The sequence below is a fragment of the [Clostridium] aminophilum DSM 10710 genome (genome assembly GCF_000711825.1).
Lineage (GTDB): Bacteria > Bacillota > Clostridia > Lachnospirales > Lachnospiraceae > Clostridium_R > Clostridium_R aminophilum.
The window spans coordinates 1-18,194 of sequence record NZ_JONJ01000025.1 but is presented as its reverse complement, the minus strand read 5'-3'; the positions used below and the strand labels follow the sequence as shown (position 1 = coordinate 18,194).

The following is an 18,194-nucleotide window of genomic DNA, read 5'->3' as shown; positions in this document are numbered from 1 at the left end:
CAGGTTACCCACGTGTTACTCACCCGTCCGCCACTAAAATTACAAAATTCCATCCGAAAACTTCCTTCTGTAATTTCCGTTCGACTTGCATGTGTTAGGCACGCCGCCAGCGTTCATCCTGAGCCAGGATCGAACTCTCTCGTTAAAAGTTTGATCCGGTTTAGACTTAAGCTTGGCTTATTCTTAACCGTTATTACTGTTTAAGGTTTTGTTCTTGAAAATCTCTCGAACTTCAGGCCTCTACCTTATCGGCCTTTGTTCTTGGAATTTTCAGGGTTTTATATACTGTTCAGTTTTCAATGTTCTTGCCGTCTCGTCGACAGCTCATTTAATATATCACAGTGAGTTGTCTGTGTCAACAGGAATTTTTGATTTCTTTTTTTGAAATCCTCTGCTTTCTTGAAGCAGTCCTTACTGTTTTGCGACAGCTTCTGTATGATACCGCATTTACCATATCACGTCAAGCACTTTTTTTAATCATTATCCGTACTCCGTTTTCTTTTTGAAAAAGATTTCAGAGAGATTCCCATTGAACAGTGTATGTAAGCGGACTTTGTTCCCTTCAGCCGCCAAAAAATTTCTGAAGGGCTTCCCCCCGGCTTTTACGGCGCGCCGGTTTCCGTAGGATGACGCCCATCCTCCGCAGAATGACTCCGATCGCTCCGCTTTCGCATCCCGCAGAGCCTTTGGTTCACAGAAACAATGAAGATATTTCCGCTGACACAAAAAGGCCCCCCTGCTTTGCACAGAGAGGCCCCTTCTGTTTCATTGGTCTATCCCCATTCAATCTGATCATCCAATCAGTTCACTCATGGGATTTTCCAATCATGGTTCACCATAGGATCATTCGACCAGGTCTCACCATGGGATCATTCGACCAGGTCTCACCATGGGATCATTCGACCAGGTCTCACCATGGGATCTTCCGATCAGGTCTCACTATGGGATCATTCGGCCAGGTCTCACCATGGGATCTTCCAATCATGGCACACCATAAGATATCTAACCGGCTCTCCCGATCAGATCATTCCGCCGATCGACATAAACAGCGGAGCGAATACAAGGGATACGACGGTCATCAGCTTGATCAGAATGTTCAGAGCCGGACCGGATGTATCCTTAAACGGATCGCCGACCGTATCGCCGACAACAGCCGCCTTATGTGCTTCACTGCCCTTTCCGCCGTGATTGCCGTCTTCAATATATTTCTTTGCGTTATCCCATGCGCCGCCGGCATTGGACATAAAGATCGCCAGCATGACGCCGGTAACCAGAGATCCTGCCAGAAGTCCGCCGAGGGATGCCGGGCCAAGGATGATGCCGACTGCCAGCGGTGATACTACTGCCATAATACCCGGAACGAGCATCTCTTTCAGAGCTGCCTGTGTGGAAATGGCAACGCAGGACTTGTAGTCCGGTCTTCCGGTTCCTTCCATGATTCCCGGAATTGTATGGAACTGTCTGCGCACTTCCTCAATCATCTGGTATGCAGCCTTTGATACCGACTCCATGGTAAATGCAGAGAACAGGAACGGAAGCATACCGCCGATCAGAATACCGATGATAACTTTATGATCCAGAATATCGATCTTATCCAGTTTTACCGCTTCCGCATAGGAAACAAACAGAGCAAGCGCTGTCAGAGCAGCGGAGCCGATCGCAAATCCTTTACCCATTGCTGCAGTTGTATTACCTACTGCGTCAAGCTTATCCGTGATCTCTCTTACGCTCTCATCCAGTTCCGACATTTCTGCGATACCGCCGGCATTGTCTGCAATCGGACCATACGCATCAACCGCAACCGTAATACCGGTTGTGGAAAGCATTCCAACTGCTGCGAGAGCGATACCGTAAAGTCCGGAGCACGCATAAGATACAAAGATTCCGACACAGATCAGAAGAATCGGAACCGCAGCAGACTTCATGCCGACTGCAAGACCGGAAATCAGCGTTGTTCCCGCTCCGGTCTCAGACTGACGCGCGATCTCCTGAACCGGGCTGTAATCACCGGAAGTATAATACTCGGTAATCCGGCCGATCATCAGACCAACCGCAAGACCTGCTGCCACGGCAATCGTCTGATTAAAGCCGCCAAACAGCATTTTGCCGAATACCACCGCAACGATCAGTACAACGGCACTTGCAACATAAGTACCGGTATTCAGTGCCTTATGCGGATCGGACTTTTCATCTCCTCTTACAAAGAAGCATCCGATGATGCAGGCAGCCAGACCAAACGCAGCGATAAACAGCGGGTACAGTGCTCCGGGTGCGCTAAAATATACAATGCCGAGTGTCAGTGCGGATACCAGCGCTCCGACATAAGACTCAAAGAGATCCGCGCCCATTCCGGCTACATCGCCGACATTGTCACCGACATTATCTGCGATAACCGCAGGGTTTCTCGGGTCATCCTCCGGAATTCCCGCCTCAACCTTTCCGACAAGGTCCGCGCCGACATCCGCAGCCTTTGTGTAGATACCGCCGCCGACACGGGCAAACAGTGCGATCGAAGATGCGCCAAGGCTGAAACCGGAGAGAACGTCAACATTTCCCGTTACGAGGTAAATGACACTTACTCCCAGAACGCCGAATCCCGCAACGCACATTCCCATAACCGAACCGCCGGCAAATGCGGTAGACAGAGCTTTGTTCATGCCATGAGTCATTGCCGCATTGGTTGTTCTGACATTCGCTTTAACCGCAACCGACATACCGAAGTATCCGGCAAGAGTGGAAAATGCCGCGCCGAAAACAAAACAGATCGCGGTCACCCAGCTTCCGATACCGATGCCGATCAGTACAAAAAGGATCGCAACAAAGATAACCAGGATCTTATACTCAGAAAACAGGAACGCATGTGCGCCTTCGCTGATGGCCTGAGCAATCTCCTTCATGCGATCGTTGCCCGAATCCAATGCGGAGACTCTGGATGACTGGTATGCCGCAAAAAGCAATGCAACCACTCCGAGGACCGGAACGATCATTAGTGTGTTAACCATTTTTTACCCTCCATTTGTTTTAAATTTTGCGAGTCTGACTCCTTAGAAAAAATACATCAACTTTCTTCAGCTCCCCATCCGTCGAACGCAATAGAATCTTTTCATAAATAACGACCACTCGCAGAAAAGTATTTTACCCCAGATTTGTATATTACGCAAGAAAATCACGCGCATCGTTAATTAAGTTACAAAGTTTTTTTAAAATTTCCATAAAATTACACAATCTCAAATCATAATATTTTGGATAACAAAGGGAGTTTCGGCGAAATTTCCACACCTAAGCTAAGCTACCCGGCTCGAAAAAACCTCGTCAGGTAGTTTTCCACAGTACGCTACTCCGCTCAAAAAGATCTGCCTCCGCACGCCATTTCACGAAAGCGGCATAGCTGCCAGGTGAACTATGCGTCGCTAAGTGCTCCATCAAAGAAAGAGGCTCCGCTTCCGCGGAGCCTCTTTCTCAGGATTTTCGAAGTGTGTATTAAAATAGTAATCAGGAATTTTCTTTTTTGAAAAAATTGTTTTTTTCTTGATTCAAGTATATCATACCCTCTCCGAAAAAGATTGAAGGAGCACATAATAAATCATGAAGAAAAAATTAATGTTTCTCCGATGCTTATCGTTTTCTCTTCTCCCACTCTTCCAGAACCTGATCGAATTCATGGCTGAAATCAAAGGTTGAATAGTAATCTCTTGGAGTCTCTGCACGACGGATCATTTCCACCGATCCGTCCGTCTTCAGAAGAAGCTCCGCGGATTTCAGTTTTCCGTTGTAGTTATAGCCCATGGAGAATCCGTGAGCTCCCGCATCGTGAATGAACAGGATATCCCCCCGGTCAATCTTCGGCAGCATACGGTCGATTGCAAATTTATCGTTGTTCTCGCAGAGGCTACCTGTCACATCATACTTGTGATCACACGGAAGATCCTCTTTTCCCATAACGGTGATGTGATGGTACGCGCCATACATCGCCGGACGCATCAGATTGACGGCACAGGCATCAACGCCGATGTACTCCTTATAGATGTGTTTCTCGTGGATCGCTGTTGTGACAAGTGCTCCGTACGGTCCGGCCATATACCGGCCCATCTCCGTATAGATCGAAACATCGCCCATGCCGGCCGGAACCAGAATATCCTCGTATACTTTGCGGACTCCTTCACCGATGGCAAAAATATCATTCGGCGTCTGATCCGGACGATAGGGGATGCCCACACCACCGGACAGATTGATAAACTCCACATGTGCGCCGGTCTCTTTCTGAAGTTTGACTGCCAGTTTGAAGAGGATTCCGGCCAGCATCGGATAATACTCGTCCGTTACCGTGTTGCTGGCAAGGAACGCATGAATTCCAAAATGCTCCGCTCCCTTTTCCTTCAGAATACGGAACGCCTCAAACAGCTGCTCTTGCGTCATTCCATACTTGGAGTCCCCCGGATTGTCCATGATGTCGTTGCTCACCTTGAAAAGACCGCCCGGATTGAAGCGGCAACTGATCGTCTTCGGAATCTCTCCGAGTTCCTTTTCCAGGCAATCAATCAGAGTAATGTCATCCAGATTGATGATGCCGCCCATCTCGTGAACATAACGGAACTCTCCCTCCGGGGTATCGTTGGACGAGAACATGATTCTGTCATCCCGGTATCCAAGTGCCTTTGCCATCATCAGCTCGGTCAAGGAAGAACAGTCCACTCCGCATCCGTACTCCCCGAGGATCTTTACAATCGACGGATTCGGTGTCGCCTTTACGGCGAAATACTCACGAAAGCCCTTATTCCAGGAAAACGCACGTTTGACACGTTCAGCGTTGTCGCGAAGTCCTTTTTCGTCGTAAAGATAGAACGGTGTCGGGTATTGTTCGCGGATCTTTTCAAGCTGTTCTCTGGTTACAAACGGTTTCTTATCCATGTTGGTCCTCCTGCTTTTATGTTGTAGCTTTCTATGATGTAAACAGATTTCTCGCAATTAATACCGGATACTCCGTTTTTCGATCCGGTCGGTATCTCAGGACGCAGATGACGCGCCGCTCCGGAATGACCGTCTGATTATCGTGTATATTCTATATTAATTTAGAAAGAAACCCTTTGTTACCGGATCCATTATCCTTTGTTTTCTCCGTTTTCCACGGTTACATGCTCATGGGTGTACAGATGGTCCATGCAGTACTCCCTGCTGCCGGCACATTTCGAACAATAGCGGAATTCTAAAGACGGATCGTCCTTTTCCGTCCGTCCGCACACTTCACATCGATGCAGGGGTCCCTCTGACCGCGGTCTCATGCGGACAATATCCGCCTTCGCCGGCTTGTGGAGTTCCCGGCTCTGTCTGACCGCTCTCTGATATTGATTTCTTCTGGCGATCTCCGACGGTGAAAACCGGTTGAAATCCCGGCTCATCAGGAAGAAGATCACAAAGTTCAGAAGTGACATTCCGATGGCAATCCGGTTGATCATCCCGCCGGTCACGAAATGGTACAGGAACTGCACACCGATCACAATGCCGAACCATTTTGCCTTGATCGGAATAATTCCGAAGAAATTAAATACCATTTCCGGAAATGTCGCAGCAAACGCAAGGAACAGTGACTCATTCAGATAGTACGTCGTCAGCGGAACCGATACGCCAAACAGCGCATAAATCACAAACGCCGCCGCGATATGTCCCAGGATTCCCATCAGGAAATAGACATTAAACCGGAAAGTCCCCCAGGTTCTCTCCAGCGTTGTGCCAAGCGAATAATAAAGGTACATCATCAGGAGATTAAACAGCAGGCCGGCCGACGGCGGGCAGATCAGAAATGTGATCACACGCCATATTTCGCCCTGAAGAATCGCTCCCACATTCAGGCAAAGGTACTCGTAATAAAAATACGGATTGACAAAACTCAGAATCACGCCGAGCAGATACATCAGCACGACATAGTACATCAGATTCGGAATTGCATACCTTCCTATCTTCCGTTCCAGACGGTTCAGAAAATTCATAGTAATCATTCCTTCCATATATATTGTTATTCTGCGAATCAGCATTCTTCAAAAATGCTGTCATTTCGGGATTTTTTTCGCATTTGCGATACATTATAGAAGAGACTGTATCTCCTTGTCAAATGCTTTCCCGTCTCCGGAATTCCCCTCTGCAAAAGATTTCCCGGAATCTTTTTTTCGGGAACCTCCCATATACCTTCCTGTCTATCACTTTATCACTTTCTTAACGGTGCAGAAAATTGTTTTTACGTTACGATTGTGATAGAGTATATGACGGTTTTATATCTAAATTTCTATTTTGTATTCATTTTTTTCATTTATGTGAGCAGCGAACCACTGCCTATCCGGTCTGGTTTGTCTCGCATATATATAGAAATGGATCATTCATTACATCAAAGGGGGGATCGGCCTTCAGGCCATAGCCATGAATTCAGTGAAACGGCTCGGTATCGATATCGGATCTACAACTGTAAAAATCACGATCATCGATGAGAAGAACTCTCTTCTGTTTTCCGATTATAAGCGCCACTTTGCAGACATCCAGGGAACGCTCGCAGATCTACTGTGTGAAGCCAAAAACCGGCTCGGGGAGATCTCTGTCCGCCCGGTCATCACCGGCTCCGGCGGTCTTGCTCTCTCCAATCATCTGAACATCCCGTTCACGCAGGAAGTTGTCGCGGTCGCAGCATCCTTAAAGGATTATGCACCGCAGACCGACGTGGCGATCGAGCTCGGCGGAGAAGACGCAAAAATCATTTATTTTACCGGCGGTATTGACCAGCGCATGAACGGTCTGTGCGCCGGCGGTACCGGATCCTTCATCGATCAGATGGCGTCACTGCTGCAGACAGACGCCGCCGGTCTGAATGAGTATGCCAAAAATTATAAAATGATCTATCCGATTGCGGCAAGATGCGGTGTGTTCGCAAAATCCGACATTCAGCCGCTGATCAACGAAGGCGCGACCAAGGAAGACTTGGCGGAATCCATTTTCCAGGCGGTGGTAAACCAGACCATCTCCGGTCTTGCGCAGGGTAAACCGATCCGCGGAAATGTCGCATTTCTCGGCGGTCCTCTGCACTTCATGCCGGAACTTCGCAATGCCTTTATCCGCACGCTGAATCTCGGTGAATCCCAGATCATCGCACCGGACCATTCTCACCTGTTCGCCGCTCTCGGTTCCGCCATGAGTGCCGATGAGAAAAATGAGCCGGTTGCCATCCGCGATCTGATCTCCCGTCTTTCCGACGGCGTCCGCATGGAAACGGAGATTCAGCGAATGGAACCGCTGTTCCGGGATCAGGCGGAATATGACTCGTTCCGCAGTCACCATGCCCGTCACACGGTCCCGAAGAAAGATCTCCGCGACTATCACGGGAAATGTTTCCTCGGCATCGATGCCGGTTCGACGACCACAAAGCTTGCCCTGGTCGGCGAGGACGGAACCCTCCTCTACAATTTCTACAGCAACAACAGCGGAAGTCCGCTCGCAACCGCCATTTCCGCGATGAAAGAGATTTCCGAAATTATGCCGGAAGATGCGGAGATTGCCTTTTCCTGTTCCACCGGATACGGTGAGGCACTCCTCAAATCCGCATTTATGCTGGATGAGGGCGAAGTTGAGACCATTGCCCACTACTACGCCGCTGCCGCATTTGAACCGGATGTCGACTGTATCCTCGACATCGGCGGTCAGGATATGAAATGCATCAAGATTAAGGATGGAACGGTCGACAGCGTCCAGCTGAATGAGGCCTGCTCCTCCGGATGCGGTTCCTTTATCGAGACTTTCGCCAAATCGCTCGGCTACGGCGTTGCGGATTTTGCAAAAATCGCCTTGTTTGCGCAGAACCCTACGGATCTCGGAACCCGCTGCACTGTATTTATGAACTCCAACGTAAAGCAGGCGCAGAAAGAGGGCGCGGAAGTCGGCGATATCTCCGCGGGACTTGCCTACTCGGTCATCCGGAACGCACTCTTTAAAGTCATCAAGATCACCAGCCCGGAGGATCTGGGAAAACATGTCGTCGTTCAGGGAGGTACCTTCTACAACGATGCGGTTCTCCGCAGTTTTGAAAAGATCTCCGGAGTGGACGCGGTTCGTCCGGACATCGCCGGCATCATGGGCGCCTACGGCGCCGCTCTGATTGCGCGGGAGCGCTACGATGCCGAAAAAGGCACCACCATGCTTCCGATCGATCAGATTCTGAATCTCTCCTATCAGACCAACATGGCGAGATGTCAGGGTTGCACCAACCACTGTGTTCTGACCATCAACCGTTTTGACGGCGGCCGTCAGTTCGTATCCGGAAACCGCTGTGAGCGTGGTCTCGGCATCCGCAAAACAAGCGAAAATGTGCCGAACCTGTTCAAATTCAAAATGCAGCGCATGTTCGATGCGTACACTCCGCTCCCGGAAGATGAGGCCCAAAACGGCGTCATCGGCATTCCGCGCGTTCTGAATATGTTTGAAAACTTCCCGTTCTGGGCTGTTTTCTTCCGTGAGCTCGGATACCGCGTGATTGTATCCCCGCAGTCGACCCGAAAGCTCTACGAACTCGGCATTGAGACCATTCCGAGCGAATCCGAGTGTTATCCGGCAAAAATGGTGCACGGCCACATCGAATGGCTGATCAAGCAGGGCATCCGACACATTTTCTACCCGTGCGTTCCGTACGAGCGAAATGAGACACCGGATGCCGGCAACCACTACAACTGCCCGATGGTAACCTCATATGCGGAGAACGTCAAAAACAATATGGAATCGCTGGAAGAAAACCAGATCCGTTTTGAGAATCCGTTTATCGCATTTACCAGCGAGGAAGTGGCTTCCAACCGTCTGGTGGAAATCTTTACCGGAAACGACGGTTCGGATTACCATCACACCAAAGCAGAGGTCCGTGCTGCCGCGCGCAAGGCCTGGAAAGAGCTTCTCCGCTCCCGCCGGGACATGGAGAAGGCCGGTGAAGACGCTCTCCGCTGGATGAAAGAACACGGCCGCCACGGCATCGTTCTCGCCGGACGTCCGTACCATATCGACCCGGAGATCAACCACGGCATTCCGGAGCTGATTACTTCCTACGGGTTTGCAGTCCTCACGGAAGACTCCATTTCCCATCTGGGAAATGTCGACCGGCCGCTGATCGTGACCGACCAGTGGATGTACCACTCCAGACTGTACCGGGCTGCTTCGTTCGTCAAAACCCAGCCGATGCTGGAGCTGATCCAGTTAAACTCCTTCGGATGCGGTCTGGATGCGGTCACAACCAACCAGTGCAGTGACATTCTCACTACATCCGGCAGAATTTACACGGTTCTCAAGATTGACGAGGTCAACAACCTCGGTGCGGCCCGCATTCGTGTCCGCTCCCTGATCGCCGCGATCCGGATCCGTGAAATGAAGAAATACTCTCACCCGGTGGAGGATTCTTCCTATAACCGCGTGCTGTTCACAAAGAAAATGCAGAAGGACAACTACACCATTCTGTGTCCGGAGCTGTCGCCGATTCACTTTGACCTGATCGAGCCGGCGGTTCGCAGTTGCGGCATCAACCTCGTCATCCTGAAATACGGACGTACAGAGGAAGGCCGTCAGATCATTGACGAGGGTCTGAAATACGTAAACAACGACGCCTGCTATCCGTCCACCATTGTCGTCGGACAGATCATGAAGGCTCTCCTCTCCGGCAAATACGATCTGAAGCGGACTGCCGTCATTATGAGCCAGACCGGCGGAGGGTGCCGCGCGTCCAACTACATCGGCTTTATCCGCCGCGCTCTGGAAAATGCCGGCATGCAGGACATTCCGGTCATCTCCCTGAACGCGAACGGCATGGAAAAGAATCCGGGCTTTAAACTCACTCTTCCGCTGGTCATGAAGAGCATGCAGGCACTGGTATACGGTGACGTTTTCATGCGCTGTCTCTATGCAACGCGGCCGTATGAGGCCGAGCACGGGGCTGCCGAAAAGCTTCACGAAAAGTGGAAAGAAGTCTGCATCCGTTCTCTTGCAAAGAAGGGTGCTTCCATGGGCGAGTTTAACCGCAATATCCGCGGCATCATCCGCGATTTTGACGCACTTCCCCGCCTGCATACCATAAAGCCGAAGGTCGGCATCGTCGGTGAGATTCTGGTGAAATTCTCGCCGCTCGCCAACAACCACGTGGTTGACCTTCTGGAATCCGAAGGCGCTGAGGCCGTCATGCCGGATCTCCTTGATTTCCTGCTGTACTGCTTCTACAACACGAATTTCAAAGCAGAAAATCTCGGTTTCCGGAAAACCACTGCGACGCTCTCCAACATGGTTATCTCCGTTCTGGAATATCTCCGACGCACGGCGCGCCGTGAATTTGAGATGAGCCGTCATTTTACTCCGCCGACACGGATTGAAACGCTCGCATCAATGGCTCAGAAATATGTTTCTCTCGGCAATCAGACCGGTGAGGGCTGGTTCCTGACCGGAGAAATGCTGGAGCTGATCCACAGCGGAACCAAAAACATCATCTGCACTCAGCCGTTTGGATGCCTTCCGAACCATATTGTCGGAAAAGGCGTTATCAAGGAGCTGCGCCGGACCAATCCGGAAGCCAACATCATTGCCATCGACTACGACGCCGGTGCCAGTGAAGTCAATCAGTTAAACCGCATCAAGCTGATGCTTGCCGTTGCCAACAAACGGATCCAGGAAAAGGAGCAAAGTGTAATCTCCTGATTGCCTCAGTTTTTTTATATCGAAGATTACAAGCTTAGCGCTCAGGTATCCGCAGAGGCGCGTATTCAAACAAATATTCTCCATACCCCCCGGCATCCAAATGCCGGGGGGGTCATTTTACAAAAAATGATGCCGATCCTGCGAGCCTGAACGTATAAATGCAGCTCCGGACATGACAAGACCCCCTGCTCATTTCAGCGATTACACGGAAACGGGCAGGGGGTCCTACTATTATTCTCTATTATTTTCTATTGTTCTCAACGACAGTATTTTGCGTCATACGCAAGGATCGCAGCGACGGTCTTTCCGTCCGTCATCTCACCGGCAAAGATCTTCTGTTTCAGATCTTCCAGTTCCCAGAGTTCAATGTTGATCTCCTCATCCGGATCCAGATTCTGCTCTGCTTTTTTCAGATTCCGGCAAACGTAAATCCCGATCTCTTCATCGCAGAATGCAACCGTCGTATTCACCGTCATCAGATATTCCGCTTCCGATCCCACAAAGCCGGCCTCTTCATGGAGTTCACGAAGCGCGCAGTCCAACAGCGGTTCCCCTTCGTAATCTCTCTTTCCGGCCGGAATTTCCAGCGTAAAGCGGTCCAGTGCATGGCGAAACTGCCGAACCATCACGATCCTTCCGTCCTCCAGTACCGGAACGATTGCAGCCGCGCCGATATGATGAATAAAATCCCATTTTGCCTCATGTCCCATGACCTTAACGGTATCTTCATAGACATGAAGCACCGAACCGGTGTATTTTAATTCACGATTTAAAAGTTCCACGCGCTCAAGGCCGTAATTCTCTTCCTTATTCCTATCTGCTTTATCCATTTTCTTCTTCCTCTTCTGTCCGCTTTTGGCGGTCACTTTTTTGATTTCATCGCCGTGCAGACATCATAGCAGGCATCCGAGGCCTTGATCACTGCATTTCTAAGGCCGTACTCTTCCAGCGCTGCCACACCGGCAATGGTGGTTCCGCCCGGAGAGCATACATTGTCCTTCAACTCCGCCGGATGTTTTCCGGTCTTCAGAACCATCTCCGCGCTTCCGGCAACCGCTTTCGCCGCAAACTTATACGCAGCTGCCCGCGGCATACCGTGCTTTACGCCGGCATCCGCCAGAGCCTCAATAAACATATACACATACGCAGGGGAACTTCCGCTCAGACAGGTCACCACATCCATCAGATGCTCCGGAACCAGTTCCATTTCTCCGAAGGACTCGAAAATATCCCGGATATTCTTTTTCTCTTCCTCCGAAAACTGCGACTCGTCATAGGAAACACCGGTCATTCCCTCTCCGATCATGGCCGGTGTGTTCGGCATACAGCGGACAATGCGCCCCTTTTGTCCCAGCTTTTCATGAATCGTATCGATCGTCACACCCGGCGCCAGCGAGATCACGATCGCATCTTTTGCAAGGACTTCTCCGATCTCCGGAAGAACGCTGTTATAAAACTGCGGCTTTACCGCAAGAACAAGGATTTCCGAAGTTTCTGCGAGCTCGGCATTGGATGCCACATATTTTACTCCCGTTTCCGCTTCGGTTTTCTTTCCCTTCGCCTCGGTCGGCTGTGTGAATGCCAGTTGTTCCGGACGGTATGTTTTCAAAAGTCCTTTCAGAATTGCGGTGCCCATATTGCCCATTCCGATAAATCCTACGTGATACATCCGTTCCTCCTTCTTCCCTTTCATCCCTGTTTTTCCTTAAGCGCTTGATTCCTTTTTGCTCGATTATACGGTTTGTTCTCGAAAAATCACAGAAATCCAACACTATGTCCTATAATACCCCCATTCAGCCCCAAAAAACAACACTGTTCATGGTTTTCTGCATTGATCATATTTCATAGGGAATTTCGGAGAAATTTCCTATGAAATAAAATAGCCCCACAGACCTCTCGGTCCATGGGGCTTGGCTTCCTGACGGATAATTATTTTGCGTATTCTGTGACTCTTGACTCGCGGATCACATTTACCTTGATCTGACCCGGATACTGCAGTTCTTCCTGAATCCGCTTCGAGATATCCCGAGCGAGAAGAACCATATCGTCATCACTGACCTGTTCCGGAACAACCATGATACGGATCTCACGGCCCGCCTGAATTGCAAAGGACTTGTCAACTCCCTTATAAGAGTTTGCAATATCCTCCAGTTTCTTCAGACGAGTGGTGTACGTCTCAACCTGCTCGCGTCTTGCGCCAGGTCTTGCCGCGGAAATGGTATCCGCCGCAGCAACCAGTACCGCAATCAGACTCTGCGGTTCCACATCACCATGGTGAGACTCAACCGCGTTGATCACTGTTGCAGATTCTTTATACTTTCTGCAGAGTGCAACACCGAGTTCCACATGTGTTCCTTCCTGTTCATGGTCAATCGATTTACCGATATCATGCAGGAGTCCGGCTCTCTTTGCCAGTCTCACGTCACATCCGACTTCTGCTGCAAGAAGACCTGCGATCTGAGCAACCTCGATCGAATGCATCAGCGCGTTCTGTCCGTAGCTTGTACGATATCTCATCTTTCCGAGAAGTTTGATCAGCTCCGGATGAATTCCGTGTACGCCGGCCTGGATCAGAGCGTCTTCGCCGTCCTGAACCATCTTGGTCTCCACTTCTCTGCGCGCCTTTTCAACCATCTCCTCGATTCTGGCCGGATGAATACGGCCATCGACGATCAGTCTTTCCAGTGCAATTCTCGCAACCTCACGGCGAACCGGATCAAAGCTTGAGAGAACCACTGCCTCCGGTGTATCATCGATGATCAGTTCGACACCGGTCATCGTCTCCAGCGTGCGGATATTTCTTCCCTCACGCCCGATGATACGGCCCTTCATCTCATCATTCGGAAGCTGAACAACGGAAACGGTGGATTCCGCCACGTGATCCGCCGCACATCTCTGAATGGCGGTCACAACGATATCCTTCGCTTTCTTGTCGGCCTCTTCCTTTGCCTGGGTCTCAAGATCACGAACCATCTTCGCGGTGTCGTGCTTGACATCCTCCTCAACGATCTTCAGCAGGTATTCCTTTGCCTGTTCGGATGTGAGTCCGGAGATTCGCTCCAGTTCTTCACGCTGCTTCTGCTGGATTTCCTCCACTTCCGCAGTTCTCTTCTTCAGAGACTCCTCCCTGCTGTTGATGCTCTGCTCTCTTCTCTCGAGGATTTCGGACTTCTTGTCAAGGTTCTCTTCTTTGCTCAGTACGCGTCGCTCATAGCGTTGAAGCTCAGCTCTTCTTTCTTTTGTTTCTTTTTCCAGCTCATTCTTAGTCTTTAAAGACTCTTCCTTCGCCTCCAGGAGAGCTTCTCGCTTCTTAGTCTCTGCAACTTTTAATGCTTCATCTATTATCTCCCGGGATTTCTGTTCCGCACTTCCGATCTTCGCATCATAATTTCTCTTGCGAATCTCTCCGGAAATCACCCAGGTAATAGCAGCTACAACTACAGCTGTAATAAGCACTATTACTACTATCTGTGACACAGGAGCACCTCCTTATTCAGTTTTCATTGTACAAAAATACAACATAAATAATTTTAATCTCTTTACAACATTATGTCAAGAATTGAAATCATCAATCATGCATCATTATGCATTTCAACCATAGCCCGACGAATCTCCTCGTATCCAAATCCGCGGCGCATCAGGTAACCGATCGTTTTACGGGTTTCCTCCTCCGAAGCTTCCGCCGAATAATGCCTTTTCTTAAGAATTCTTTTCAATGTTTCTCCTGTCGGAGGCGCAGTCTCGTCAAAAACATCCCGAATGATATCACTCTCTATGCCCTTGATCCGCAGCCTCTGTTCGATCTCTCTCCGGCTCTTTCGGCATCCGGCTGTTTCAATGTAATTCCGTGCATACTCTGCATCGTCGATATAGTGGTATCGCTTCAGGAATATAACCGTATCCTGAATAACCGAATCCGGATACATTCCCTGTCTCAGTTTCGACCATACTTCCCGCTCCGTCCGGGCCTGTGATTTCAGATAGTACAGTGCGCGTTCTCTCGCTCTTTTCGGCAGAATCTCTGTCATCACCGTTTCATAGGTCTCCGCGCTGAGTTCCTCCCCCTCTTTTACATGGAGCCGGCGCATCTCGCCGTTATATAACGCAAACGCCGCCTCACCGTCCAGCCAGATCCTGGTTCGCCGTGAATCCAGCGGTTCTGTCTTATCCACCAAATACATTTTCCATTCCTCTGCTTTTTATATACAACAACATTCCGGAGCATTACTGCCCCGGAATGCCGTTCATATCTGTTTTATTTTGTCTCTTTTACCGGTTTCAGTACTGCCTCGTCTTCCACGCCATCCGGCTTCTTTGCCGGTGCTTCATCCGCCGAAGCGCCGCCGTTCAGACCATACAGTTCACGAACCTTTCGTTCGATCTCGTCACAGACATCCGGGTTCTCCTGAAGATAAACCTTGGCATTCTCACGGCCCTGACCGATCTTTTCTCCGAGATACGCATACCATGCACCGCTCTTGTTGATGATATCGTTCTTCTCGGCCAGATCCAGAATATCGCCCTCTTTGGAGATTCCCTTACCGAACATGATATCGAATTCCGCCTCCTTGAACGGCGGAGCAATCTTGTTCTTCACAACCTTGACGCGGACATGGTTTCCGATGACCTCACCGCCGCGCTTGAGTGATTCGGTTCTGCGAACGTCCATACGAACCGAAGAATAAAACTTCAGCGCACGGCCTCCGGTTGTCGTCTCCGGATTTCCGAACATGACACCGACTTTTTCGCGAAGCTGGTTGATAAATACAACGATACAGTTGGACTTGCTGATCACTGCCGTCAGCTTGCGCAGTGCCTGGGACATCAGACGGGCCTGAAGTCCCACATGGGCATCTCCCATCTCTCCGTCAATCTCTGCCTTCGGTACGAGAGCGGCAACCGAGTCGACAATAACAATATCAACCGCACCGGAGCGAACCATGGTCTCGGTAATCTCCAATGCCTGCTCACCGCTGTCCGGCTGTGAGATATAGAGATTATCGATATCGACACCGATATTTCTCGCATACACCGGATCCAAAGCATGCTCTGCATCGATGAATCCGGCAATTCCGCCGCGTTTCTGCACTTCCGCTACCATATGAAGAGCAACGGTGGTCTTACCACTCGATTCCGGACCATAAATCTCGAGAATTCTGCCGCGCGGCACGCCGCCGAGTCCGAGCGCGATATCCAGACTGAGTGATCCGGTCGGAACCGTCTCGATCTCCATGCCGGCCCCCTGATCACCGAGCTTCATCACGGCGCCCTTACCGTACGCTTTCTCAATCTGGGTGAGCGCGGCGTCCAATGCTTTCAGCTTGTCATCTTTGTTCATAAGTGGTCTCCTCCGTAACTGTATCTTCTCAGAACGTTCTATTTTCGAACATTCGTTCATTTCTGTGACTATCATACTTCCTGATCTCTCCCCTGTCAAGAGAATTTCTTTCCCACAAATCCAAATCCTGTGCTATGATAATCTGCGTAAAATTCGTTTCACTGTCCGACAGTTTTGCCGGGCAGCATATCTTTGCACGAAAGGATATCTTATGGGAGGCTTTTTCGGAGTCGTATCGAAACGCAGTTGCACGAATGACCTGTTTTTCGGAACAGATTATCATTCACATCTGGGAACCAGAAGGGGCGGATTGGCCGTGTACGGAAAGGACGGTTTTCACCGTTCCATCCACAACATCGAAAACACACCGTTCCGCAGTAAATTTGACCGAGACCTGGATGAACTGGAAGGAAATCTCGGAATCGGATGTATCTCCGACATGGAACCGCAGCCGCTCCTCATCCATTCTCATCTCGGAACCTACGCAATCTGCACGGTCGGCAAGATCAACAACAAAGACGAACTCGTCCGGGAAGCGGACGAACGGCGCCACGTCCAGTTCATCGAAATGAGCGGCGGAGAAATCAACGCCACCGAACTGACTGCATCCATCATCAATCAGGGTGATTCCATCGTCGAGGGCCTGCAGCTTGCACAGCAGAAAATCGACGGTTCTATGACAATTCTTCTTCTCACGTCAAAAGGTATCTATGTTGCCAGAGATCTTCTTGGCCGCACACCGGCTGTTCTAGGCAGAAATAATGACGGATACTGCATCTCCTTCGAAGATTTCGCATACTTTAATCTCGGATATGAAACCTGTCACGAGCTGGGCCCCGGAGAAATCGACTTTGTCACCCCGGACGGCTACGAGTGTCTCGCAAAACCTCAGGACAAAGAACGGATCTGTTCCTTCCTCTGGGTTTATTACGGTTATCCGAGTGCGTCCTATGACGGAGTCAGTGTCGAGCAGATGCGCTATGAATGCGGAAAAATGCTGGCCAAACGGGACAATGTCGCCGCAGATTCCGTCGCGGGCGTCCCGGACTCCGGCATCGCCCATGCCGTCGGATATGCCAACGAATCCGGCATTCCGTATGAGCGCCCGTTCATCAAGTATACCCCGACCTGGCCGCGCTCGTTCATGCCGACCCGTCAGAGCCAGCGTGAACTGATCGCCCACATGAAGCTGATCGCCGTGGAATCACTGATCCGCAACAAACGGCTCCTGATGATCGACGACTCCATCGTCCGCGGAACACAGCTCCGAAACACCACAGAATTTCTGTATGAGCGCGGTGCCAGGGAAGTTCATATCCGTCCGGCATGTCCGCCGCTTCTGTTCGGATGCAAATACATCAACTTCTCCCGCTCCAATTCCGATTACGACATGATCACCCGTCGGATCATCCGGGAACGGGAAGGTGAAAATGTTTCCAAAGAGATACTGCTCGACTACGCAAATCCGGACAGCCGGAATTACAAGGAGATGGTTGATGAAATCTGCCGCAGGCTGAACTTCACCTCCCTTCAGTTCCAGCGCCTCGACGATCTGGAGGAATCCATCGGAATCGGTTCCTGCCGTCTCTGCACCTACTGCTGGTCCGGCCGGGAATAATCCGTTGTCCCTACTGTATCATTGATAAAAGGCGGGATTCAAGAGCAATAAACACGGTTTTCAAACATCTGTTCGATTGTATTAAATCCTTCTTTTGTACAGAATCAACAAAAAGTGGGAAGTCCGGGGAGCGCACGTCAACTCCCCTATCCCCTCAGGATGGGGGAGTCCCTCGGAACAGGAAATGCAAAGCACTTTTCTATGGAAGAACACCGTCCAATTGAGTAGGAGGGAGTGATTAGCTCCCGTCCTCTCACAGCACCGTACGTACCGTTCGGTATACGGCGCTTTCAATAGTTGACGTGCACAGACTGATAGGCTGTGGCTAAATCATAGAAGCCACTGTTTATCAGTCTTTCTTTTGTCATCGCCATGTTGACTGCGACTGTATGTGTGGTAAACCAATATCCACGCCGACTGTTGCCAGCCATATGCGCCAAGTCCTCGGGCACACCCATCTTAATCAGATTTCGCACCTTTGTCTTGGGCTTCTTCCATTGTTTCCATATACACATACGGATTCTGTGATAGAGCCATCCATTG

General features: G+C 50.2%; 10 protein-coding genes, 1 rRNA gene and 1 pseudogene. 2 read left to right on the top strand and 10 right to left on the bottom strand.

The window, feature by feature from the left end; all coding sequences use genetic code 11:
- The 4 genes from BR86_RS0113225 to BR86_RS0113205 form a co-directional block, all read right to left on the bottom strand.
- A 16S ribosomal RNA gene (locus BR86_RS0113225) occupies positions 1–145 on the bottom strand; the annotation flags it as partial.
- Positions 146–1,019: 874 nt separating this feature from the next.
- On the bottom strand, positions 1,020–3,002 hold the full coding sequence (locus BR86_RS0113215; RefSeq protein ID WP_031474652.1) for a sodium-translocating pyrophosphatase: 1,983 nt from the start codon (positions 3,000–3,002) through the stop codon (positions 1,020–1,022).
- Positions 3,003–3,615: 613 nt separating this feature from the next.
- Complete coding sequence (locus BR86_RS0113210) at positions 3,616–4,908, bottom strand: diaminopimelate decarboxylase (RefSeq protein WP_031474650.1); 1,293 nt, start codon at positions 4,906–4,908, stop codon at positions 3,616–3,618.
- Between the two features lie 191 nt (positions 4,909–5,099).
- Positions 5,100–5,984 (bottom strand): membrane protein, encoded by an 885-nt coding sequence (locus tag BR86_RS0113205; RefSeq protein WP_031474648.1) that lies wholly within the window; start codon positions 5,982–5,984, stop codon positions 5,100–5,102.
- Positions 5,985–6,408: 424 nt separating this feature from the next.
- On the opposite strand from BR86_RS0113205, the gene BR86_RS0113195 reads away from it, so the two are divergent.
- On the top strand, positions 6,409–10,695 hold the full coding sequence (locus BR86_RS0113195) for a 2-hydroxyacyl-CoA dehydratase (RefSeq protein ID WP_031474646.1): 4,287 nt from the start codon (positions 6,409–6,411) through the stop codon (positions 10,693–10,695).
- A gap of 257 nt (positions 10,696–10,952) precedes the next feature.
- Here the strand turns inward: BR86_RS0113195 and BR86_RS0113190 are convergent, their stop codons facing one another.
- The 5 genes from BR86_RS0113190 to recA form a co-directional block, all read right to left on the bottom strand.
- Positions 10,953–11,525 (bottom strand): NUDIX hydrolase, encoded by a 573-nt coding sequence (locus BR86_RS0113190; RefSeq protein WP_031474645.1) that lies wholly within the window; start codon positions 11,523–11,525, stop codon positions 10,953–10,955.
- A 32-nt stretch (positions 11,526–11,557) separates the two neighbouring features.
- Positions 11,558–12,364 (bottom strand): pyrroline-5-carboxylate reductase, encoded by an 807-nt coding sequence (gene proC / locus BR86_RS0113185; protein WP_031474643.1) that lies wholly within the window; start codon positions 12,362–12,364, stop codon positions 11,558–11,560.
- Positions 12,365–12,624: 260 nt separating this feature from the next.
- Positions 12,625–14,172 (bottom strand): ribonuclease Y, encoded by a 1,548-nt coding sequence (gene rny / locus BR86_RS0113180; RefSeq protein ID WP_031474641.1) that lies wholly within the window; start codon positions 14,170–14,172, stop codon positions 12,625–12,627.
- Between the two features lie 95 nt (positions 14,173–14,267).
- Positions 14,268–14,876 (bottom strand): regulatory protein RecX, encoded by a 609-nt coding sequence (locus BR86_RS0113175; protein ID WP_031474639.1) that lies wholly within the window; start codon positions 14,874–14,876, stop codon positions 14,268–14,270.
- Positions 14,877–14,950: 74 nt separating this feature from the next.
- Entirely contained in the window at positions 14,951–16,033 is a 1,083-nt protein-coding gene (recA, locus tag BR86_RS0113170) for a recombinase RecA (RefSeq protein WP_031474637.1), read from the bottom strand.
- A gap of 211 nt (positions 16,034–16,244) precedes the next feature.
- Here recA and BR86_RS0113165 point away from each other — a divergent pair, with 211 nt between their 5' ends.
- The gene (locus BR86_RS0113165; RefSeq protein ID WP_031474635.1) at positions 16,245–17,651 is read left to right on the top strand and encodes an amidophosphoribosyltransferase; all 1,407 of its coding nucleotides are present in this window, start codon (positions 16,245–16,247) and stop codon (positions 17,649–17,651) included.
- A gap of 290 nt (positions 17,652–17,941) precedes the next feature.
- Here the strand turns inward: BR86_RS0113165 and BR86_RS0113160 are convergent.
- A pseudogene (locus BR86_RS0113160) lies at positions 17,942–18,194 on the bottom strand (group II intron reverse transcriptase/maturase); the annotation flags it as partial.